General features: G+C 68.3%; 18 protein-coding genes. 10 read left to right on the top strand and 8 right to left on the bottom strand.

What is annotated here, in order from left to right; all coding sequences use genetic code 11:
* On the top strand, positions 1-510 hold a 510-nt coding region (locus A5740_RS20120; protein WP_139335248.1), incomplete at its 5' end, for an ACT domain-containing protein.
* Positions 507-1,196, top strand: a complete 690-nt coding sequence (locus tag A5740_RS20115) for a histidine phosphatase family protein (RefSeq protein ID WP_076196905.1) — start codon at positions 507-509, stop codon at positions 1,194-1,196. The genes A5740_RS20120 and A5740_RS20115, both read left to right, overlap by 4 nt.
* Before the next feature lie 6 nt (positions 1,197-1,202).
* Here A5740_RS20115 and A5740_RS20110 read toward each other — a convergent pair whose 3' ends face one another.
* The 3 genes from A5740_RS20110 to A5740_RS20100 form a co-directional block, all read right to left on the bottom strand.
* Entirely contained in the window at positions 1,203-1,403 is a 201-nt protein-coding gene (locus A5740_RS20110; protein ID WP_076196904.1) for a hypothetical protein, read from the bottom strand.
* A 62-nt stretch (positions 1,404-1,465) separates the two neighbouring features.
* Positions 1,466-1,816 (bottom strand): metallopeptidase family protein, encoded by a 351-nt coding sequence (locus A5740_RS20105; protein ID WP_076196903.1) that lies wholly within the window; start codon positions 1,814-1,816, stop codon positions 1,466-1,468.
* Between the two features lies 1 nt (position 1,817).
* On the bottom strand, positions 1,818-3,209 hold the full coding sequence (locus tag A5740_RS20100; protein ID WP_076196902.1) for a septum formation family protein: 1,392 nt from the start codon (positions 3,207-3,209) through the stop codon (positions 1,818-1,820).
* 145 nt (positions 3,210-3,354) lie between these two features.
* Here A5740_RS20100 and serS point away from each other — a divergent pair, with 145 nt between their 5' ends.
* The gene (gene serS / locus A5740_RS20095) at positions 3,355-4,611 is read left to right on the top strand and encodes a serine--tRNA ligase (protein WP_076196901.1); all 1,257 of its coding nucleotides are present in this window, start codon (positions 3,355-3,357) and stop codon (positions 4,609-4,611) included.
* Between the two features lie 33 nt (positions 4,612-4,644).
* Positions 4,645-7,959 carry a BTAD domain-containing putative transcriptional regulator gene (locus tag A5740_RS20090; protein WP_076196900.1) on the top strand — a complete coding sequence of 1,105 codons (3,315 nt, stop codon included), beginning with the start codon at positions 4,645-4,647 and terminating at the stop codon, positions 7,957-7,959.
* On the opposite strand, the gene A5740_RS20085 is transcribed toward A5740_RS20090, so the two are convergent.
* Positions 7,949-8,644, bottom strand: coding sequence for a hemerythrin domain-containing protein (locus A5740_RS20085; RefSeq protein ID WP_076196899.1), 696 nt, complete (start codon positions 8,642-8,644; stop codon positions 7,949-7,951). The genes A5740_RS20090 and A5740_RS20085 overlap by 11 nt on opposite strands.
* Before the next feature lie 74 nt (positions 8,645-8,718).
* Between A5740_RS20085 and A5740_RS20080 the strand changes: the two genes are divergently transcribed.
* A complete protein-coding gene (locus tag A5740_RS20080) occupies positions 8,719-9,534 on the top strand; it encodes a DUF5718 family protein (protein WP_076196898.1) in 816 nt (271 codons plus the stop codon).
* Here the strand turns inward: A5740_RS20080 and A5740_RS20075 are convergent.
* Together A5740_RS20075 and A5740_RS20070 are read right to left on the bottom strand one after the other, a co-directional pair.
* The gene (locus A5740_RS20075; protein ID WP_076196897.1) at positions 9,531-9,866 is read right to left on the bottom strand and encodes a hypothetical protein; all 336 of its coding nucleotides are present in this window, start codon (positions 9,864-9,866) and stop codon (positions 9,531-9,533) included. The two genes, A5740_RS20080 and A5740_RS20075, sit on opposite strands and share 4 nt — an antisense overlap.
* The gene (locus A5740_RS20070; RefSeq protein ID WP_076196896.1) at positions 9,863-11,419 is read right to left on the bottom strand and encodes an MBL fold metallo-hydrolase; all 1,557 of its coding nucleotides are present in this window, start codon (positions 11,417-11,419) and stop codon (positions 9,863-9,865) included. The genes A5740_RS20075 and A5740_RS20070 overlap by 4 nt, the downstream gene beginning before the upstream one ends.
* A gap of 90 nt (positions 11,420-11,509) precedes the next feature.
* Here A5740_RS20070 and A5740_RS20065 point away from each other — a divergent pair, with 90 nt between their 5' ends.
* Genes A5740_RS20065 through A5740_RS20055 form a run of 3 tightly spaced genes read left to right on the top strand, consistent with a single transcriptional unit; the run spans position 11,510 to position 13,852 of the window.
* Complete coding sequence (locus A5740_RS20065; RefSeq protein WP_076196895.1) at positions 11,510-12,262, top strand: 1-acyl-sn-glycerol-3-phosphate acyltransferase; 753 nt, start codon at positions 11,510-11,512, stop codon at positions 12,260-12,262.
* Between the two features lie 7 nt (positions 12,263-12,269).
* Positions 12,270-13,028, top strand: a complete 759-nt coding sequence (locus A5740_RS20060) for a 1-acyl-sn-glycerol-3-phosphate acyltransferase (RefSeq protein ID WP_076196894.1) — start codon at positions 12,270-12,272, stop codon at positions 13,026-13,028.
* Positions 13,028-13,852 (top strand): Cof-type HAD-IIB family hydrolase, encoded by an 825-nt coding sequence (locus tag A5740_RS20055; protein ID WP_076196892.1) that lies wholly within the window; start codon positions 13,028-13,030, stop codon positions 13,850-13,852. The genes A5740_RS20060 and A5740_RS20055 overlap by 1 nt, the downstream gene beginning before the upstream one ends.
* 14 nt (positions 13,853-13,866) lie before the next feature.
* Here A5740_RS20055 and A5740_RS20050 read toward each other — a convergent pair whose 3' ends face one another.
* Together A5740_RS20050 and A5740_RS20045 are read right to left on the bottom strand one after the other, a co-directional pair.
* Positions 13,867-15,480, bottom strand: a complete 1,614-nt coding sequence (locus A5740_RS20050) for an N-acetylmuramoyl-L-alanine amidase (RefSeq protein ID WP_076196890.1) — start codon at positions 15,478-15,480, stop codon at positions 13,867-13,869.
* 109 nt (positions 15,481-15,589) lie between these two features.
* Complete coding sequence (locus A5740_RS20045; protein WP_076196888.1) at positions 15,590-16,549, bottom strand: hypothetical protein; 960 nt, start codon at positions 16,547-16,549, stop codon at positions 15,590-15,592.
* A 236-nt stretch (positions 16,550-16,785) separates the two neighbouring features.
* Here A5740_RS20045 and glf point away from each other — a divergent pair, with 236 nt between their 5' ends.
* Together glf and A5740_RS20035 are read left to right on the top strand one after the other, a co-directional pair.
* Positions 16,786-18,030, top strand: a complete 1,245-nt coding sequence (gene glf / locus A5740_RS20040) for a UDP-galactopyranose mutase (RefSeq protein ID WP_076196886.1) — start codon at positions 16,786-16,788, stop codon at positions 18,028-18,030.
* A complete protein-coding gene (locus tag A5740_RS20035; protein WP_076196884.1) occupies positions 18,027-19,964 on the top strand; it encodes a glycosyltransferase in 1,938 nt (645 codons plus the stop codon). Before glf ends, A5740_RS20035 begins: the two co-directional genes overlap by 4 nt.

The following is a 19,964-nucleotide window of genomic DNA, read 5'->3' as shown; positions in this document are numbered from 1 at the left end:
GCCGCGGCCGCCCACGAGGTCGCCGAGGGCCGCGCCGACGCGGGTGTGAGCACGCGCCTGGCCGCCCAGCGCTGCGGTCTGGACGTGCTGGCCGCCGACGTCGTGGACGAGGCCAATGCGCGCACCCGCTTCGTCCTCGTCGGAACGCCCGGCGCCCCGCCGCCGGCCACCGGCGCCGACCGAACGTCGGTCGTGCTGCGCCTGGACAACACCCCGGGCGCACTGGTGTCGGCGATGACCGAGTTCTCGATCCGCGACATCGACCTGACCCGCATCGAATCCCGGCCCACCCGAACAGAGCTGGGCACGTACATGTTCTTCCTGGACTGCGTGGGGCACATCGACGACGATTCGGTGGCCGAGGCACTCAAAGCGCTGTATCGACGTTGTACCGATGTGCGATATCTGGGTTCCTGGCCGACCGGGTCGAGTGCGGGTGCACCCCCGCCGCGTCTGGACGAGGCCACACGGTGGTTGGCAGGCTTGCGTGGCGAGACGGACGGCTCATGAGCGGACGGTTGCTCCTCGTCCGTCACGGTCAGTCCCACGGCAACGTCGCGCGCCGACTCGACACGCGGCCGCCCGGTGCCGAGCTGACCGAGCTCGGCCATGATCAGGCCCGGCGGTACGCCGGGACACTAGGTGCGCGTCCGTCGATCCTGGCCCACTCGGTGGCCCGGCGCGCGGCACAGACCGCCGCCGGCATCGGGATCGAAACCGGCCTGGCCCCCTTCGAATTCGAAGGGGTACACGAAGTCCAGGTCGGTGAACTGGAGGACCGCAACGACGACGACGCGGTCGCCGAGTTCAACCGGATCTACCAACGCTGGCACCTGGGCGAACTGGATGTTCCGATGCCCGGTGGCGAGACGGCCGAGGCAGTGCTGGCGCGGTACGTGCCGGTGCTCACCGAGCTTCGCTTGCGCTATCTGGACGATCAGGACTTCGACAGCGACATCGTGCTGGTCAGCCACGGCGCGGCGATCCGATTGGTGGCCGCCGTGCTGGCCGGTGTCGACGGCACCTTCGCCCTCGACCACCACCTCGGCAACACCGAATCGGTGGTGCTGGCACCCATCACCGACGGGCGGTGGAGCTGCGTGCAATGGGCGTCGCTGACCCCGCCGTTCTATCCGGAGCCCGACGCGACACCGGTTGCGGACGCCGTGACCTCCGAAACGGACCCGATGGGTTGATTTGGGTTAGCCGTACCGCCGCATCGACAGTTCGTCCTCCCGTCCGCACGGGCAGCCCACCGACTCACAGTCGAGGCTGAAGGTATGCGCAACTTCGGTTGTGGTGCAGCCGTCGTCGGTGCATTCCACGCGGTACCGGACATGGTGAATCAAGGTGCCGTGGCAATGCTCCAGACCGGCCACACACTCCCGGCACTGGATCGTCATAGCCCGTTGATAGCACCGCGGGCCGACAAAATGTAGTTGCCGCGCCCACAGCAAGCGGGGGCTCATCCCCAGCCAAGCTCGTGGAGCCGCTCATCATCAATTCCGAAATGGTGCGCGATTTCGTGGATCACCGTGATGGCCACCTCGTCGACCACGTCGGCCTCGCTGTCACAGAAGTCCAGCAGGGCTTCGCGGTAGATCGTGATCGTGTCCGGCAGCGACCCGGCGTACCACGAATCGCGTTCGGTCAGCGCGACGCCCCGGTACAGACCGAGGATCTCGGGCTCGTCGGGATCGCGGTCCTCCACGAGGATCACGACGTTGTCGAAACCAGCAGCCAACTCGGGCGGAATCAGATCGAGCGCATCGGACACCAGCTCGTCGAACCGCTGCGAGCTCATCCGCACCGGCACGTTACGGCCCTGGTGGGACCGGGGCCGGCTCACCGGGAGCCGGAGGGGCCGGCTCACCCGGCGGCGGGCCGGCGGGCTGTTCCGGAGCAGGCGCCTGCTCCGGCGGAGGCGGAGGCGGATTGAAGGTGTTGGCCTGCGTCGGCGCGGGCGCCTCCGTGGTCGCGGACTGCGGTAGGTGCTGCCCACTCGACGAAGATTCGCCCGATGAACTCGACGACGAACCCGACGAGCCCGAAGAACCCGACCCGGACGAGCCCGACGAGGAAGAGGAGGACGACGAGGACGAGTCGTCCACGTCGGGCATCGGGACCGGCGGCAGGTTGAGCCGCTCCTCAGGGATGTCGGGCGGTGCGACCGGCGGCTGACCGTTGATCATCAGCGGCCCCTTGGCGCTGTTGACCAAGGTGGACCAGCCGCCGTTGCCCAGGGTGGCGCCGATGCTGCACGACACCTGGCGGCTTCCGGCCGACCAGCTGGGCAGCGAGATCGTGCTGTAGCTCAACGCCAGTGTGGTGCTGCGTAACTGGACCGGGGCCAGGTAGGCATCGGTCATCGACGTGCAGGCGTCCTTGATGAAGTCGTCCTGATCCTCTTCGGGCGGCAGGCCACCGGGAAACTTCTCGGCGAGGTTGACCGCGCCGGTGACTTCCATGGCATGCGGCGCAGCGCAGTCCACCGGGACATCGGTGGGCTGGTTGGTGGCGGCATCGATGCCGAGACAGGTGCCCGGCGCCCAGACCTTCGACTGGTCGACGTCGGCCGCCTTGCCCGCGGCCTCCAACTGGCTGTCGCCGGGGCCGAGCAACTGCAGGCCGCACAGCATGCGCCGCTCACCGGACTGCTTCCAGGCCTTCTCACCGGACCACAACAGGCCGATGGTGAACTTGCCGTTCGGGTCGTACTTCGGACCGAGGTAGTTGCGCACCGACGGGGTGCACTGTTCCTGGCTGATCTGCTTGATCCGTTCCACCGACGGCGGCGGCGCGCCCGGCCCGTACTCGCTACCGGGGAAGGTGCGCATGTCGACGGCCTGGGCGACCTCGAAGCGGTGGTTGTCCTTGCAGTCCACGATGTGCGCCGCGTCCGGGTTGCGGCCGGGCCAGGTCAGGCAGTCGCCGCGCTGGACGTGATTGAACGTGTCGTTGCCGCGCGGTCCCAGGGCGATCGCCCCCGGCACGGCGCTGGAGCCCTCGCTGCGGGGCAGCGCCGTGATCAGCCCGGCGATGAGAAGAGCGCCGAGCGCGGTCAACAGCAGCGCGCGCCGCGTCGACGCGGCCGCCAGGCTCTGCCACCACCGTTCCCGCGCGGGCTTGTCCTCCGGCGCAGGATCGGCGAGCAGGTCCCCACTCTCGGGGTGATCGGGGTGCTCGGGTGCTTCCAACATTGCTTCCATTGTGACAGGCGTGTCAGCCACTGTGACAAGTGATGCGGTTGTAAAGTTACGAGGTTTCTGTTCGGTGGTGGACACCGTTGTGGTGTCGGTCATCGTCGGTCACCTCAGATGTACGCCGCCGCCCTCCGAAAAGTAGGGTTGCGCCGTGATCGACCTCAAGTTGCTGCGCGAGCACCCCGACATCGTCCGTGCCTCACAACGGGCCCGCGGGGAGGATCCGGCGCGCGTCGATGCCCTGCTGCAGGCCGATACGGCACGGCGGTCCGCGATCTCGACGGCCGACAATCTGCGGGCCGAACAAAAGGCCGCCAGCAAGCTCGTCGGCAAGGCGACCCCCGAGGAGCGTCCGGCGCTGCTCGAGCGGGCCAAAGAGCTGGCCGAACAGGTCAAGTCCGCCGAGGCGGCCCAGGACGAGGCCGAAGCCGCCTTCACCGCCGCCCACATGGCGATCGGCAACGTCATCATCGACGGGGTGCCCGCCGGCGGCGAGGACGACTTCGTCCTGCTCGACACCGTCGGTGAACCGCGGGCGATCGAGAACCCGAAGGATCACCTCGAGGTGGGCGAGGCGCTCGGCCTGATCGACATGGAACGTGGTGCCAAGGTGTCCGGCTCGCGGTTCTACTTCCTCACCGGTGCCGGCGCCCTGCTGCAACTCGGGCTGCTGCAGCTGGCCACCCAGATGGCGGTGGCCAACGGGTTCACGCTGATGATCCCGCCGGTGCTGGTGCGACCGGAAGTGATGGCCGGCACCGGATTCCTCGGCGCGCACGCCGACGAGATCTACCGGCTCGAGGCCGACGACATGTACCTCGTCGGCACCTCCGAGGTGCCGCTGGCGGGCTATCACTCCGGCGAGATCCTCGACCTGTCCGATGGTCCGAAGCGGTACGCCGGCTGGTCGTCGTGCTTCCGTCGTGAGGCCGGCAGCTACGGCAAGGACACCCGTGGCATCATCCGGGTGCACCAGTTCGACAAGGTCGAGGGCTTCATCTACTGCAAGCCCGAAGAGGCCGAGGCCGAACACCAGAAGCTGCTCGGTTGGCAGCGTCAGATGCTGGCGGCGATCGAGGTGCCCTACCGCGTGATCGACGTCGCCGCAGGCGATCTGGGCTCCTCGGCGGCCCGCAAGTACGACTGCGAGGCGTGGGTGCCCACCCAGCAGACCTACCGTGAGCTCACCTCCACCTCGAACTGCACGACGTTCCAGGCCCGGAGGTTGTCCACGCGCTACCGCGACGAGAACGGCAAACCGCAGACCGCGGCCACCCTCAACGGCACATTGGCCACCACCCGGTGGCTGGTCGCGATTCTGGAGAACCACCAGCAACCCGACGGCAGCGTGCGGGTACCCGAGGCACTGGTGCCGTTCGTCGGCACCCCGGTGCTGGAACCCCGGTAACCGTCCACACCGCGGCCCAGTAGAACTGCGGACATGTCGGGGGACAGCCCGGTGCGGGTGAGGGTGTTGGGGCCCGTCGCGGCCTGGGTCGGGGACGAGCCGGTGGACCTCGGGGCCCGGCTGCAACGGGCGCTGCTGGCGAGATTGGTGGCCGCGCACGGTCATACGGTGTCGGTGGACCGGCTGATCGAGGATTTGTGGGAGGGCGAACCGCCGCCCAAGGCGCTGTCGGCATTGCAGGTCTACGTCTCGCATCTGCGGCGTGCGCTCGAGCCCGCACGGCAGCGTCGGGCGCCCGCACAGGTCTTGGTCAGCGCCGCACCCGGATACTGTCTGCGGTTGCCGGTCGAGGCCGTCGACTCGTGGCGCTTTGAGGCCAAAGTCGCTGTGGCATATGAGGAACCGGATCCTCAGCAGCGGGTGCGCCGGCTCGACGAGGCGCTTGCCGGTTGGTCGGGAGATCCGTTCGCCGGAGCGGGTGATGCCCTGTGGGCCGCACCCGAGGTGGCCCGGTTGACCGAACTCCGGCTGGCCGCGGTGGAAGCCCGGGCTGCGGCGCAGGTCGAGCTCGGCCGGTACGGCACCGCCATCGCGGCGCTGGAACGCCATGTCGGCGAGCGACCCGGTCGGGAGGGTGCGGCCGCCGTTCTGGCCACGGCGTTGTACCAGAGCGGACGGCAGACCGACGCCCTGGAGGTGTTGCGGCGCACGCGTCAGCACCTGGTCGAGGAGCTCGGCTTGGAGCCGGGCCGGGTGCTGCGCGACCTCGAAGGCGACATCTTGCGTCAGGCCGACCATCTGGAGCCGTCCCGGCCGGCGCCGCAGCCGGCGCCGCCGGAGGTGGCGACGCCGGGCCGTGGCGGACACGCCGCGTACGGCCGGACCGAGGAACTCGCGGAAATCGACTCTGCCGCAAAGGCTGTCGCCGCGGGCCGCAGTGCGGTGCTGTGGATCGCCGGGGAGGCTGGGTCCGGCAAGACCACCTTGGCGCTGGCCGCCGCGGGACGGTTACGCAGGGCGGGCTGGCGCACCGTGCACGGCCGGTGCCCGGAGGTGCACGGCGCGCCGGCCGGCTGGGCGTGGACCGAGGTGCTGCGGGAGCTTCTCGACCCGGACGGCCCGACCGACGAGCGCCAGGCGCTGGCCCCGCTCCTGCACGACGGGGCGGCGGTGGAACCTGGCACGTTCTGGCTGGGACATGCGGTCGCCGACGTGTTGAGCACCGTCGCCGCGGGCGGGCCGCTGGCCGTCGTGCTCGACGACCTACACCGCACCGATGGCCTGACGTTGGAACTGCTGCGTCTGGTGGCCGACCGCATCAAGGATCTGCCGGTCCTCGTCATCGCCACCTATCGGCCGTCGGAGGACCGCGGCGAGCTGGAGGTGGCGCGGGCGGCGCTGGCCGTGCACACCGCCGGGCACCTGTCCCTGGCCGGGCTGGACGCCGCGGCCACCGCCGCACTGGCCGCCGACTGTGGACTGCCCTCGGTCAGCGGCGAGGCGCTGCGGTTGTTGCGTGAACGCACCGGCGGCAACCCGCTGTTCGTCCGGGAACTGGCCCGCCTGATGGCCGCGGAAGGAGCGGACGCGGTGTGGGCATCGGTGCCCGTCGGGGTGCGGGATGTGTTGCGGCGCAGGCTGGCCCGCTTGCCCGGTCACACCGCCACCGCCCTGCGGCAGGCCGCGGTCCTCGGCCGGGACATCGACCTCGACCTGCTCGCCGAACTGGGCCACACCGATCCCGACGATCTGTTGGACGCCCTCGAACCGGCGGTGCTGCTCGGCCTGCTCGACGAGCCGGCGCCGGGTCGCCTGCGGTTCGCGCACGCGCTCGTCCGCGACACGCTCTACGAGGACACCTCGCGGCTGCGCCGATCCCGGCTGCATGCCGCCGCGCTGACCCTGTTGCAGGCGCCGGGGCGGTCGGTCGATCCGGCTGTCCTGGCCCACCATGCCGTCGCCGCCGCCACCTCCGAAACCGCGTTGGCGGCAGCATCTTTCGCAACCGAAGCGGCCCGTGAGGCAAGCAGCCTCGGCGCGAACGCCGAGGCTGCGCGGCAATGGCGTGCGGTGGTGCAGATGCTGGAGCTGGCCGCCGGTCGCCGGCTGCACCCGGGTGCCGACGCGCTGGACGACGAGATCGAGGCCCGGTGCGGTTTGATCTCTGCATTGGCCCAGTCGGGTGACGCGGTCGCGGCACGTACCGAGATGAAGGCCGCGCTGAAGTTGTTGTCCGGCAGGTCACGCGACGACCTGACGGTGCGGGTGCTGACCGCGTGGGACACGCCGTTGGTGTGGCGGGACCGCGAATACGACGAGTCCGATGCCCAGATGATCGGACTGCTGCGTCACGTGCTCGACGGTGACCTCACCGCGCCCGACCGGATCAGGCTCCTCAAGGCGTTGTTCGTCGAACTCGAGGGCACCGATCCCGACGGTGCGCTCGCGGTCAGCACCGAACTGCTCGAGCTGGCCCGCCGCGTCTACGCCGAGGACCCGGCCGGATCGGGCCGGCTGCTGTGCACCGCGCTCAATGTCCGGGCCTACTGCTCACTGGGACCCGACCTCGACGCCGAGCGGGACGCGGTCGCCGCGGAACTGTTGCGGACCGCCGAGGCCACCGAGCAGGCCGATTATCAAGCGGTGGCGCACTGGCTCTTGTCACTGGCGGCCGGGCACCGGTCCGACCTGCCCACGGCCAAACAGCACGTCGATCTCGCCGTGGCCCGGGCCGGCACCGGTCAACTCGTTCACCTGCTCGGGGTGCTCGGCCTGTTCCGGGCCCGGATGTACCTGTTGGCCGGTCGTCTGGACGAGGCGGTGCGCGCGTACACCGACCTGGCCGCGCGCATGGTGGAAAACGGTGCGGCCAACGGGGCCAAGCTGGCGATGGTCGGACGGGTGACGGGAGAGTTCTGTCTCGGCGACCTCGGTCTGTTGGCCGACGAACTGCTGTTCTTCTACCGCGAGGTGTCGGTCGCGGCGTTGGACGCCGCGGTGTTGGCATTGATCGCTCAGGGCCGCGAGGCGCAGGCGCGCGCACTGTGGCAGGACCGCGGGCCGATCGAGCGGGCGTACTTCTGGCTTCCGTTCACCGTGCTGCGGGTCAACGCGGCGGTGGCCCTCGGCGATCTCGAGGAGGCCCGGGCCCGCGCGGCAGACCTCGATCCGTATTCCGGCCGGATCGCCGGGCTCGGTGTCGACGGGCTGATGGTCGGACCGGTCGACGATGCGCTCGCCGCCGCCGCGGAGGCCCTCGGCCGGCCCGATCAGGCCCGTGCGTACCGGAAAGCGGCTGCGGTGCTGCGGAACCGGTTGGCGGCCGATGCCCGGCGGTTCATCGATTGACGGCGGTCCCGAAGACCGCGCGCTCCCGCCGCCGATGCACCAACCCGAGTACCGCGAACAGGACACGCGCCCCGATACCGGCGTCACCCACCAACGCGTCCCGTTCGTCGGCGGTCATCACCGCCAGTGCACGCGGTCCGTCGAACGACAGCCGGCCGCCGTCGCGGGCGGCGTGCTCCACGGCCGTCCAGTCGGTGACCGAGACATGTTCGGTGATCAGCCCGAAGGCTTCCCGCTCCTCGTCGTTGATGTGCTCGGTCAGCAGCGCCGAGAGTTCGGCCAGCTCGATCGCCATCAGACCGGCGATCTGCCGGTCGCCCATCGACAACCGGAACGACGCCGCGCGTGCCCGTAATTGCAGCAGGCGCGGCTCGAGCGCAGCGTGGTCGTCGGTCAGCTCGCTGAGATCCACATGGTCACCGACACTGGCCAGGATGACCGGCCACAGCACGGCGTCCTCGACGGTGTGGTGATGGTGGATCGAATCACACAGCAACTCCACATATCGGGAGATGGCTCGGGCCCGTCCCGGCGTGCAGATCACATCCCGGTCGCGAACCGCGGTGGCCAGGTCCGTCAGCCGCAGCAGGTCGGCCAGCATCACCCGGTGCGCCACCGTGATTCCGCGTAGATCGGGTACCGGATCGCCTGGGCGACGGGGCGTGACGGTGCTGGTGGTTGTCATGGAGCACAGCCTGTTGGCCGTGACTTAAGTATGACTTGTCACCGGCTTGTCGCCCCCGCAGTAGGGTTGCAGCCATGATGGACATCGACCTCGCCGAAGTGCGCAACTGGTTCGGCTTCGGTGTGGCCGGTAACTTCGCCGGTCACCTCGAACAGGCTGGCGAGGCTGGTGATTTCGTCAAAGTTGTTACCGAAGGGTACGCCCCCAAAGGCATTTTCCCGTGGTATGCGCCCGGCCGGGACGATTTTCTCGGCGAGTTCCCGCTGTCCACCGATGCCATCGTGCTCCCGGACGCCGGAGAGGTTGACGGGCCGTTGAACCTCCAGATCGAGCCGGAGGTCGGGGTGGCCTGCCGGGTGGTGTGGAACGGCGACACCGTCGCGCGGCTCGAACCGTTCGCCCTCGGCGCCTTCAACGACTGCTCGATCCGCAGGCCGGGTGCGCCCAAGATCAGCTACAAGAAGAACTGGGGCCCGGCCTCGAAAGGTGTTGCACCGCAATTCTTCGAGATCAGCGACCTGACCCCGGACGGTCCCACGGCCAACATGCGGTTGGTCTGCTACCTGCGTGAGGACGGCGGACAGCAGCACGCCTACGGCATCGATTCACCGCTGGTGGGCTACTCGTACTACGGCGAGGTCCTGCTCGACTGGATCGTCGAACGACTGGCCAACCAGAAGGGTTCGGCGGATACTCCGTTGGAGGACGTCGGCGCCATGATGGTGGCCTGCGGACATCCTGAGAATGTGCTGATCGGTATCGGCGCGACCCGTTACACCCCGCTGGGTGAGTCCACATTTCTCAAGCCGGGCGACGAGGCCATCGTGCGGGTGTACGACGCGGCCTCGAGCGCCGCTTCTGAACTGCGACAGGTGGTTTCGGCGCGTTAACGGCCGAGGAGCTCGTCCAGGCGGGCGACGAACTCGTCGGGACGGGCCGGGGTGAACGCCGGTTTGGGGTAGACGCCGGGCACCTCCAGGGTGATCAGCGTCGAGCGCAGCGGCCGGTGCACGTCCAGCGGAAGCCAGCGGCGCAGGTCGGTGCTGCCCCACAGTCGGAAGCGTTGCATCCACAGCCCCAGCGGCTCGGCTTTGAACGACCGGACATCCCGCAGCGGAATCACTTTCGAGGTTCCCGACGGAAAGTGATAGCGGCGCAACGTGATTGCCTCACGGTCCAGCTGGACCAGGCCGTCGTCGTAGTGCTGGCGCGGCGCGGTCACAGTTTGGCGCACCTGAGCTCGTGGCCCTTGGTGGTCAGGCACTTGCCGTTCTCCAGGTTCCACTGCCAGCCGTGCAGGTTGCAGGTGAGGGTCTTTCCTTCCACCACACCGAATTTCGACAGATCAGCCTTCAGGTGCGGGCACCGGCGCTGCACCTCCCAACCGTCGAGGGTGATCGACGAGGAATCGTCGTGCGCTTCGGCGAACCAGCCGTCGGCGTAGGCGATGCGCTCATCGGTCAGGCACTTGAAGAACGTGTACAGGTACTCGTTGTAGCCACCGACACGCCAGGCTTTGAACCGGGTGGACAAGAAAATGGTGTTGACCCAGTCCGGCTCGTTGTCGCGCAGCACGGTGCGCACCAACTCGGGCGGGATCGCGAAGCCGTAGCGGAACTTCTCGTCCGCGATGGGCTCGCGCACCAGGCGTTTCGGGAAATCCAGCACCACGGTCTCGCTGTGCTCGGGGCCGCTCAGCCGCAGCTCCACCGGATATCCGATGCCGTCGCAGATCTGGTCGGTCTGGCTCATGATCGGCTCGAACAGCGCCCGTAGGGCCGGCAGCAGCGGTTCGCCGGCCGCGGGTGCCCACGACGCCTTCTCGGCGGCCAGCACCGGGGCCATCCGCTGTGCGAAGTCCTCGATGTAGGCGGCCTTGCCGGTGGTGAAGATCGACTCCGGATCCTCGACCGGGTGGGTCAGTGAATCCAGTTGCGAGCCGGTGAAACCGGCGGTGCTGCCGGGGATCATCAGCAGACCGCCGTCATGGCCGTGGCGGCGCATCTGGTCCAGGAACACCACCTGGTCGGGGAAGATGTTCGCCGGATCGCCGTGGTCGTCGTTGAGGTCGCGCAGCTCGGCGTCCAGGAAGCACGGCGGGCCGGCCGAGGGGACCACCCACGTCGCGCCGACCTGCGCGATGTACTGACGGCACCGGTCCATCTGCCGTTGGCGCTTCTGGATGCCGAAGGATTCCTTGGCCCGCGCCGGCATGTCGTAGACCATCGGGTACCAGATGGCTCCCGAGTACTGCAGCATGTGCACGTCGATCTGGCCGAAGTCGGCGTGCAGCACATCCAGGTCGACAGGGCGCGCGTCGTTCATGTTGAAAACGGTCGTGACGCCGTCCGACACCACGAGACCGGAATCACCGATCGGGCCGTCGGCCGGGGCCCGCAGCGCGATGATCATCACGTCGAGGTCGCCCTTGGGGCCGCTGACGGTGTGTTTGACCGAGTCGGTGGTCTCGAAGAACCGGTGAAAGCCCAGCTTCTCGAGTTCGCGTTGCAGGTCGGGCACCGGGAAGTCGGGCAGCAGCACCACCGCGTCCTTGTTGACGTGACGGCGCAGGTTCTCCGGGTCGAAGTGGTCGGAGTGCAGGTGCGACACGTACAGGTAGTCGACATTTCCGAGCGCCGTCCAGTCCAACTGGGTGTTGTCGGGGAACGGGAACCAGGAGGCGAAGTAGGCGGGGTTGACCCAGGGGTCGCACAGAATGCTGCCTGCCTTGGTCTCGATCAGGAAGCCGGCATGCCCGACGCTGGTGACCTGCACAAACGGCCTTTCGATGGAGTACTTCGATGCCCGCCCAGCCTAGCCCGAGTTGGGTGCGGCGCCGATCCGGGCTGGGATTAGGCTGGCTACGTGGAACCGGTGTACGGGACTGTCATACAACTCGCTCGGGCTGCGTGGCGGCTGCAGGGGCTGAAGTTCACCGTGACCGGGGTGGAACACCTCCCGGTCACCGGAGGTGCGGTGGTGGCCATCAACCACACCAGCTACTTCGACTTCACGTTCGCCGGGTTGCCGGCCTACCGGCAGAAGCGCGGCCGCAAGGTGCGGTTCATGGCGAAGAAGGAAGTCTTCGACAACGCGATCACCGGACCGATCATGCGCAGCCTGCGCCACATCGAGGTGGATCGCGACAGCGGGGCGGCCTCGTTCCAGGCCGCCGTCGACTACCTCAAGGCCGGTGAGCTGGTCGGGGTGTACCCGGAGGCGACGATCAGCCGCAGCTTCGAGATCAAGGACTTCAAGTCCGGTGCGGCGCGGATGGCGATCGAGGCCGGGGTGCCGATCGTGCCCCACATCGTCTGGGGTGCGCAGCGCATCTGGACCAAGGGCTATCCGAAGAACCTGTACCGGCCCAAGGTGCCGATCTCGATCGCGGTGGGCGAGCCCATCCAGCCGACCCTGCCCGCGGCCGAACTGACCGCGTTGCTGCATTCGCGGATGCAACATCTGCTCGCGCAGGTGCAGGACGCCTACGGGCCGTACCCGCCCGGGGAGTTCTGGGTGCCGCACCGTCTGGGCGGTTCGGCTCCGACGCTGGCCGAGGCCAACCGGATGGATGCCGAGGAGGCTGCGGCGAAGGCGGCCAAGCGAGCCTCGGGGTAAGTCGCGTATGGAACCGGTTTTCCGAAGTCTGGAGATCGCCGCCGGGCTCGTGGTGCGGGCCACCGGAACCCGGATCACCTTCCGCGGGCTGGACAATCTGCCCGCCACGGGTGGTGCCGTCATCGCCATCAACCACACCAGCTACGTCGACTTCCTGCCTGCCGCCCTGGCCGCCACCGAGCGCGGCCGCCGGATGCGGTTCATGATCAAGGCGGAGATGGAGCAGGTGAAGCCCGTGGGTTACCTGATCAAACACACCGGGACGATCCCGGTGGACCGCCGGGCGGGAGCGGCGGCCTACACCGTGGCGGTGGACGCGTTGCGGCGCGGTGAGCTGGTCGGGGTGTACCCCGAAGCCACGATCAGCCGTAGCTTCGAGCTCAAGGACTTCAAGACCGGTGCGGCGCGCATGGCCCTCGAAGCCGGGGCGCCGATCATTCCGCTGATCGTCTGGGGTGCGCACCGCATCTGGACCAAGGATCACCCGAAGGCATTGGGCCGCAAGAAAATTCCGGTGAGTGTGGCGGTCGGCGAGCCGATCTGGGCTGCGGGTTCTCCTGCCCAGATCGACGACACCCTGCGGGCGGCGATGTCGGCGCTGCTGAGCGAGGCGCAGCGCGATTACCCGGCGCCGGACGGGGCGTACTGGGTTCCGAAGCGGCTGGGCGGAAGCGCGCCGACACCGGCGGAGGCCAAGCGGCTGGACGAGGCGGAACTGGCCGAACGCGCGCGCAAGCGGGCGAGTGAAGCGACGGGAAAAAATTGATGAGTGTTGAGCGGACGCCGGGGCTCATCGCCACCGACGTGGACGGAACGCTGCTCGACGACGACGAGAAGGTCACCCCGCGCACCCGGGCCGCGGTCCAGGCCGCGGTCGACGCCGGGGCGACGTTCATCCTGGCCACCGGACGGCCCCCGCGCTGGGTGGCCCCGGTGGTGGACGGGCTCGGGCTGGCGCCGATGGCGGTGTGCGCCAACGGTGCGGTGATCTACGACCCGGCCACCGACCGCATCGTCTCGGCACGCACGCTCTCGCCCGAGGTACTCGGTGAATTGGCCGAGATCGCCACCCGGGTGATCCCGGGGTCCGGGCTGGCGGTGGAACGGGTGGGCGTCTCCGCGCACGATGCCGCCACCCCGCAGTTCGTCAGTTCTCCGGGATACGAGCACGCCTGGCTCAACCCCGACAACACCGAGGTGTCGGTCGAGGATCTGCTCAGCGCCCCCGCGGTCAAGCTGCTCATCCGCAAATCCGGCGCGCGTAGTGCCGAGATGGCCGCGGAGTTGTTGAAACACGTCGGCCTGCAAGGCGATATCACCTACTCCACCAACAACGGCCTGATCGAGGTGGTGCCGTTGGGCATCAGCAAGGCCACCGGTGTCGAGGAGTTGGCCGCCCCGCTGGGGCTGACCGCGGCCGATGTGGTGACGTTCGGCGACATGCCCAACGACATTCCGATGCTGAGTTGGGCCGGGCGCGGTGTGGCGATGGGCAACGCGCACCCCGAGGCGGTGGCGGCAGCCGACGAGGTGACCGTGACCAATGCCGAGGACGGCGTGGCCCGCGTGCTGGAACGCTGGTGGTCCTGACGGGCTTGACCGGCTCAGGTGATCGGGGTGAACCGCTCCAGCTGTACCGGTTGCTGATCGGGTGCCGGGGGAGGCAGTTCCACCGGCACCCCGTCGACGACGCGGGTGACCAAGCCGGACTCGCGGTCGAAGTTCAGGGTGCCGTGCTGGAAGTTCTGCACGATCCACTGTGGTTCGGGAATCTCGGCGCTCGTCGGCAGCCCCAGAACTCCGCGCTCGAAACCCAGTGTCCCCCAGGCTTCGTAGATCGAACCGGTCACCGGCTGGGCGCCGCTGACGGATGACCAGTAGACGGCGCCGCGTTCGAAGGTGGCGTAGCGGGCGCCGGCCAGCCCGACCGTCTCCGGGGAGGTCGGGTTGCCCAGCATGCCGGCCGGCCCGCCCGTGGCCTGCCAGCGCGCGTAGATCGCGCCGCCGCGCATCTGTTCGGCCAGGTCCTCGGGGCCGGGTGGGCGGTTGAACCGGGCGGCGATGTCGCGGATGCGGTCCATTTGGGCATACGCCGCGTTGCCGGGGCAATCGGTGATGCCGACGTCGCGGTGGGTGAAGACGGTCGGCAGGGTCGGGGTGGCCCCGCGTGGGAAGTGGGTGAAGGAGCCGCCGGCCGAGGTCAGGGCCACGGTGCCGTGCGGATCGACGTGATCGAGCCCGAGCCGCCAGCCCAGCAGCCGGCCGGTGTTGCGGATCTGGATGTCGGTGGGGGGTACGACGTCGAAATTGCCCAGCATCGCCACGCCCCAGGTGTCGATGTTGAAGCCGCCGGTGTGGGATCCCTCGACGGGCTTGTCCATCCCGCCGGCGCGGCCCTCGAACACCTGGCCGTACTTGTCCACCATGGCGTTGTAGGCGATGTCGCACCAGCCCAGCTCGCGGGTGTGGTACTCGTAGATCGACCGGATGATGCCGGCCGAGTCCTCTGGGGCGTAGTCGTTGCTGCCTGCGGTGTGGTGCACGATACCGGCGCGAATTCCCTTGTCGTACACTGTGTTTCCGCACCGCATCGATTCGTCGGCGCCCCACTGGGCGCGGCTGATGATGGTCGGCGGCTGGCCCGGGTTGATGGCGGCGGTCGGCAGCGGGCCGATGTCCGCCGGGGCCTGCGGCGGGCTGATCAACACAGCGGTGACGTTCTGGCCGATCGGTGCCTCGACGTTGGCGGGCACGTAGCCGAGCGCTGGGCCGGTCCCGGTTTTCGAGGCCTGCCCCGGTCTCGGGGCGGGTGGCTGCGGTGCGCGGGTGACGGCGATCTGCACGGTGGTGGTGCGACCGACGAACACCGGCTCGGTGCCGCGCGGGCCCGCGGTGTCGGCGCCGACTCCGTCGAGGTTCTCGGCTTCGTACCAGGGACCCCAGCTGCCGTCGTCCTTGCGGGCCCGCACCCGCGCGGAGGTGCCGCGCAGGTCCGGTGAGGTGAGGGCGACCATCGAGAACGGAGTGTCTTGATGGATCTCGCGGATGCTCTCGCCGACGGCGAGGTTGTCCAATGGTTGCTGGCTCAGCTGCGGCGCACTATGTGAGGCCTTGTCCTGTTCGCTGGACTGTGATCCGGCGATCGCCCACGGCACGATGACAACCGTCGCCGCGAGTGCGGTGAAAAGGATGGACGGTGCGGGACGACGGGACTGCACGGACTGATGTTACGTATGAGTCTGGTGTTACCAATGTTTCGACACGCACGCAACGGCACCGCAGAGCCCAGATGGCTTCTGCGGTGCCGTTCTTGTAACCGAGCTGTGTTTACGGCGCCGGCGGTGCGGGTGCCGGGACCGGTGCGGGCACCGGCGGCTTCATCGCCGAGGTGATCGCCGGCATGACCATGCCCTTGAGCAGGTCGATGGCCTGACCGGCGCCGAGCTGGTTGGCCGCGCTGGTCAGATCGCCGAACAGGCCACCGCCGCCACCGCCGGTGGCCGGCATCGCGGCCAGCGACGGATCGGCGGCACCGAGCAACGGGTAGGTCCCCGCACTCGGATCCAGGCCGATCGGCGCCGAGATCGGCACCTCACCGGGGGCGGCCAGGCCACCCGACAGTGACGGGTCGAGGCCCACCGGCGAGGTGGTCAGGCCGGTGCCGCCCAACCCGGCCGGCGTGGTGGTCAGCCCACCGGGCGGGGTCAGTGCCGGATTGGTCAGCGACCCGGGCGACGGCGGCGTGAGCGCCGGGTTGGTGAGGGACCCGGGACTGGTCAGGCCGGGATCCGTCAACGACGCCGACGGCAGCGCGCCCTCGGGAGAGGTCAGACCGGGCGTCAGACCGTTGGGGCTCGTCAGCGACGGATCGGCGAGTCCCGGCGAGGTCAGACCAGGCGACGTCAGGCCGGGGGAGGTCAGGCCCGGCGACGTGAGACCGGGCGACGTGAGGCCCGGTGAGGTCAGGCCCGGCGAGGTCAACCCCGGTGCGGTCAGGCCCGGCGAGGTCAGCGTCGGGGAGCCGAGGGTCGGCGTCGGGGTGGAGCCGGTCAGGAGGCTGGTCGGCATCGGCGGCATGTTGATGCCGAACTGGGACAAGCCCTGGGAGAGGGCGGACATCAGCTCACCCGGAAGGTCGGTGACCAGCGCGGCTTGAGTGAACTCGCGCTGCTGTGGCGCTGAGGGGGAAAGCTGCGACATGGCGACAAGGGCGACTGGACTTGCGACTGCCACTGCGGCGACTGCGCTCATGGCTGTCGAGAGCTTGCGTCGACGTCGGTTCGGCACGGAAGTCTCCTCAATATGTTTACTGCAAGGACTGCACTTCGGATTGGGTGGTGCTTTCCTCTTGCTCCGTCGGCATTCCGGACCAGGTGCGGTGAAGCCCATGAGTACCAACGAGATCGATGTTAAGGGTGTGACTCATGAGTCTGGTGTGACGATATTGAATCGTGAGCGAATTGCGACCTGGACCCTTTGTCGAATTCGGGGCACAGGGGCACGGTCGGATACCCTGGCTGCCGATGACGTCCTTATCTCCCAGGGTCGCTGCAGGCCAGACCAGCGGTCATTTCGACTTGTTTGTCGTCGGTTCCGGTTTCTTCGGTCTGACGATCGCCGAGCGCGTGGCGACGCAACTGGACAAACGTGTCCTTGTTATCGAGCGCCGGCCGCACATCGGCGGTAACGCCTACTCCGAGGCCGAGCCGCAAACCGGCATCGAGGTCCACAAATACGGGGCGCACCTGTTCCACACCTCCAACCAGCGGGTGTGGGACTACGTCCGGCAGTTCACCGACTTCACCGGCTACCAGCACCGGGTCTTCGCGATGCACGACGGCCAGGCCTACCAGTTCCCGATGGGCCTGGGGCTGGTCTCACAGTTCTTCGGCCGGTACTTCACCCCCGATGAGGCACGGGCACTGATCGCCGAGCAGGCCGCCGAGATCAAGACCGGCGACGCGCAGAACCTCGAAGAGAAGGCCATCTCGCTGATCGGGCGGCCGCTCTACGAGGCGTTCGTCAAGCACTACACGGCCAAGCAGTGGCAGACCGACCCCAAGGAACTTCCCGCGGCCAACATCACCCGGCTGCCGGTGCGCTACACCTTCGACAACCGGTACTTCAACGACACCTACGAGGGCCTGCCGGTCGACGGGTACACCGCCTGGCTGGAGAACATGGCCGCCGACGACCGCATCGAGGTGCGGCTGGACACCGACTGGTTCGACGTGCATGAAGAGCTGAGGGCGAAGGCCCCTCAGGCCCCGGTGGTGTACACCGGGCCGCTGGACCGGTACTTCGACTACTCCGAGGGACGGTTGGGCTGGCGCACACTCGATTTCGAACTTGAGGTGCTCGACACCGGAGATTTTCAGGGCACCCCGGTGATGAACTACAACGACGCAGATGTGGACTACACCCGGATCCACGAGTTCCGGCACTTCCACCCCGAGCGCGACTACCCGACCGACAAGACCGTGATCATGCGGGAGTTCTCCCGCTTCGCCGGCGACGAAGACGAGCCGTACTACCCGATCAACACCGAGGCCGACCGCACCCTACTGGCCTCCTACCGGGCCCGGGCCAAGGCCGAAACAGCTTCGGCGAAGGTGCTTTTCGGCGGACGGCTGGGCACCTACCAGTACCTCGACATGCACATGGCCATCGCCAGTGCGCTGAACATGTACGACAACACCCTGGCTCCGCACCTGACTGACGGTGCGTCGCTGGTCTCCGAACCCGAAAAGGAAAGCAGCAAAGCATGAGTGACATCCCATCCGGCGCGCTCGAGGCCGGGGAATCGCAGGCCGTCAGTCTGCTGGCCCGCGTCATCCTGCCGCGACCGGGCGAGCCGCTCGATGTGCGCCAGCTCTACATCAAGGAATCGTCGACCAACGCGCGTCGGGCACATGCGCCGACCCGCACCAGCCTGGAGATCGGCACCGAATCCGAGGTCTCCTTCGCGACCTACTTCAACGCTTTCCCGGCCAGCTACTGGCGGCGCTGGTCCACCCTGAGCAGCGTGGTGCTTCGGGTCGAGCTGACCGGCACCGCCCGCGTCGACGTGTACCGGTCCAAAGCCACCGGTGCCCGGATCACCGTCGGCGGCGCCCCGGTGTCCAGCGGTGACTCCGCCGAGCCGGCGAGTGTCGAGTTCGAGATCGACCTCGCCCCGTTCGAAGACGGCGGCTGGATCTGGTTCGACATCACCACCAACTCCGCGGTGCGCGTGCACAGCGCCGGCTGGTACGCCCCGTCGCCCGCCCCGGGCCGGGCCAACATCGCCGTGGGCATCCCGACCTTCAACCGGCCCGCGGACTGCGTCAACGCGCTGGCCGCGCTGACCTCGGATCCGTTGGTGGACGAGGTGATCAGCGCGGTGATCGTGTCCGACCAGGGCACCAGCAAGGCCAAGGACCACCCTGGATTCGATGCGGCCGCCACGGCCCTGGGCAACCGGCTCTCGATTCACAACCAGCCCAACCTCGGCGGCTCGGGCGGCTACAGCCGGGTGATGTACGAGGCGCTGAAGAACACCGACTGTGAGCAGATCCTGTTCATGGACGACGACATCCGCATCGAACCCGACTCGATCCTGCGGGCGTTGGCCATGAACCGGTTCGCCAAAGAGCCGATCCTGGTCGGCGGCCAGATGCTCAACCTGCAGGAACCCTCACACCTGCACATCATGGGCGAGATGGTGGACCGGTCCAACTTCATGTGGTCGGCCGCACCCAACGCCGAGTACGACCACGATTTCGCCAAACATGCACTCGACGACACCGATTCGGTCCGCAGCAAGCTGCTGCACCGCCGGATCGACGTGGACTTCAACGGCTGGTGGATGTGCATGATCCCGCGCCAGGTGGCCGAGGAACTCGGGCAGCCGCTGCCGCTGTTCATCAAGTGGGACGACGTCGAATACGGCCTGCGCGCCGCCGAGCACGGCTACCGCACGGTCACGCTGCCCGGCGCGGCGATCTGGCACATGGCGTGGAGCGACAAGGACGACGCGATCGACTGGCAGGCCTACTTCCACCTGCGCAACCGGTTGGTGATCGCCGCGCTGCACTGGGACGGCGACGCGCGTGGGCTGCTGGCCAGCCACCTCAAGGCCACGTTCAAACACCTTCTGTGCCTTGAGTATTCGACGGTCGCCATCCAGAACCGGGCGATGGAGGATTTCCTGGCCGGCCCGGAGCACATCTTCTCGATCCTGGAATCGGCGCTGCCCGATGTCCGCAAGATGCGCCAGGAGTACCCCGACGCCGTGGTGCTGGGTGGTGCCACCGAACTGCCGGCCGCCTCGGATCTCAAGCGCAAGAAGATCGGCATCCCGGTGTCCAAACCGGCCATCCTGGTCAACCTGGCCCGCGGGGTCGTCCACCAACTGCGTCAGCACGATCCCGAAACGCACATCCGGCCGCAGATCAACGTGGCCACCCAGGACGCCCGCTGGTTCTCGCTGTGCCGGGTCGACGGCGTCACCGTCACCACCGCCGATGGGCGCGGTGTGGTCTACCGGCAGCGCGACCGCGCCAAGATGTTCGCGTTGCTGCGGGCCTCGCTGCGCCAGCAGATGCGTGTGGTCCGTCAATTCGACCGGATGCGCAAGGTCTATCGTGAGGCGCTGCCGGTGCTGACCAGCACCCAGAAGTGGGAGACGGTGTTGCTGAGCGAGTCGGCGGAGAAAAACTGA

It is taken from the genome of Mycobacterium sp. GA-1841 (assembly GCF_001954135.1).
Taxonomy (GTDB): Bacteria; Actinomycetota; Actinomycetes; order Mycobacteriales; family Mycobacteriaceae; genus Mycobacterium.
Note: the sequence above shows the minus strand (reverse complement) of the source record. Positions and strands in the feature narration are given on the sequence as shown.

What these genes read in the sequence shown, in the direction of transcription:
- A5740_RS20115 (WP_076196905.1), top strand. Translation starts at nt 507, where the DNA reads ATGAGCGGACGGTTGCTCCTCGTCCGTCACGGTCAGTCCCACGGCAAC.
- A5740_RS20110 (WP_076196904.1), bottom strand. Translation starts at nt 1,403, where the DNA reads ATGACGATCCAGTGCCGGGAGTGTGTGGCCGGTCTGGAGCATTGCCAC.
- A5740_RS20100 (WP_076196902.1), bottom strand. Translation starts at nt 3,209, where the DNA reads ATGGAAGCAATGTTGGAAGCACCCGAGCACCCCGATCACCCCGAGAGT.
- A5740_RS20090 (WP_076196900.1), top strand. Translation starts at nt 4,645, where the DNA reads ATGTCGGGGGACAGCCCGGTGCGGGTGAGGGTGTTGGGGCCCGTCGCG.
- A5740_RS20085 (WP_076196899.1), bottom strand. Translation starts at nt 8,644, where the DNA reads ATGACAACCACCAGCACCGTCACGCCCCGTCGCCCAGGCGATCCGGTA.
- A5740_RS20080 (WP_076196898.1), top strand. Translation starts at nt 8,719, where the DNA reads ATGATGGACATCGACCTCGCCGAAGTGCGCAACTGGTTCGGCTTCGGT.
- A5740_RS20060 (WP_076196894.1), top strand. Translation starts at nt 12,270, where the DNA reads ATGGAACCGGTTTTCCGAAGTCTGGAGATCGCCGCCGGGCTCGTGGTG.
- A5740_RS20055 (WP_076196892.1), top strand. Translation starts at nt 13,028, where the DNA reads ATGAGTGTTGAGCGGACGCCGGGGCTCATCGCCACCGACGTGGACGGA.
- glf (WP_076196886.1), top strand. Translation starts at nt 16,786, where the DNA reads ATGACGTCCTTATCTCCCAGGGTCGCTGCAGGCCAGACCAGCGGTCAT.
- A5740_RS20035 (WP_076196884.1), top strand. Translation starts at nt 18,027, where the DNA reads ATGAGTGACATCCCATCCGGCGCGCTCGAGGCCGGGGAATCGCAGGCC.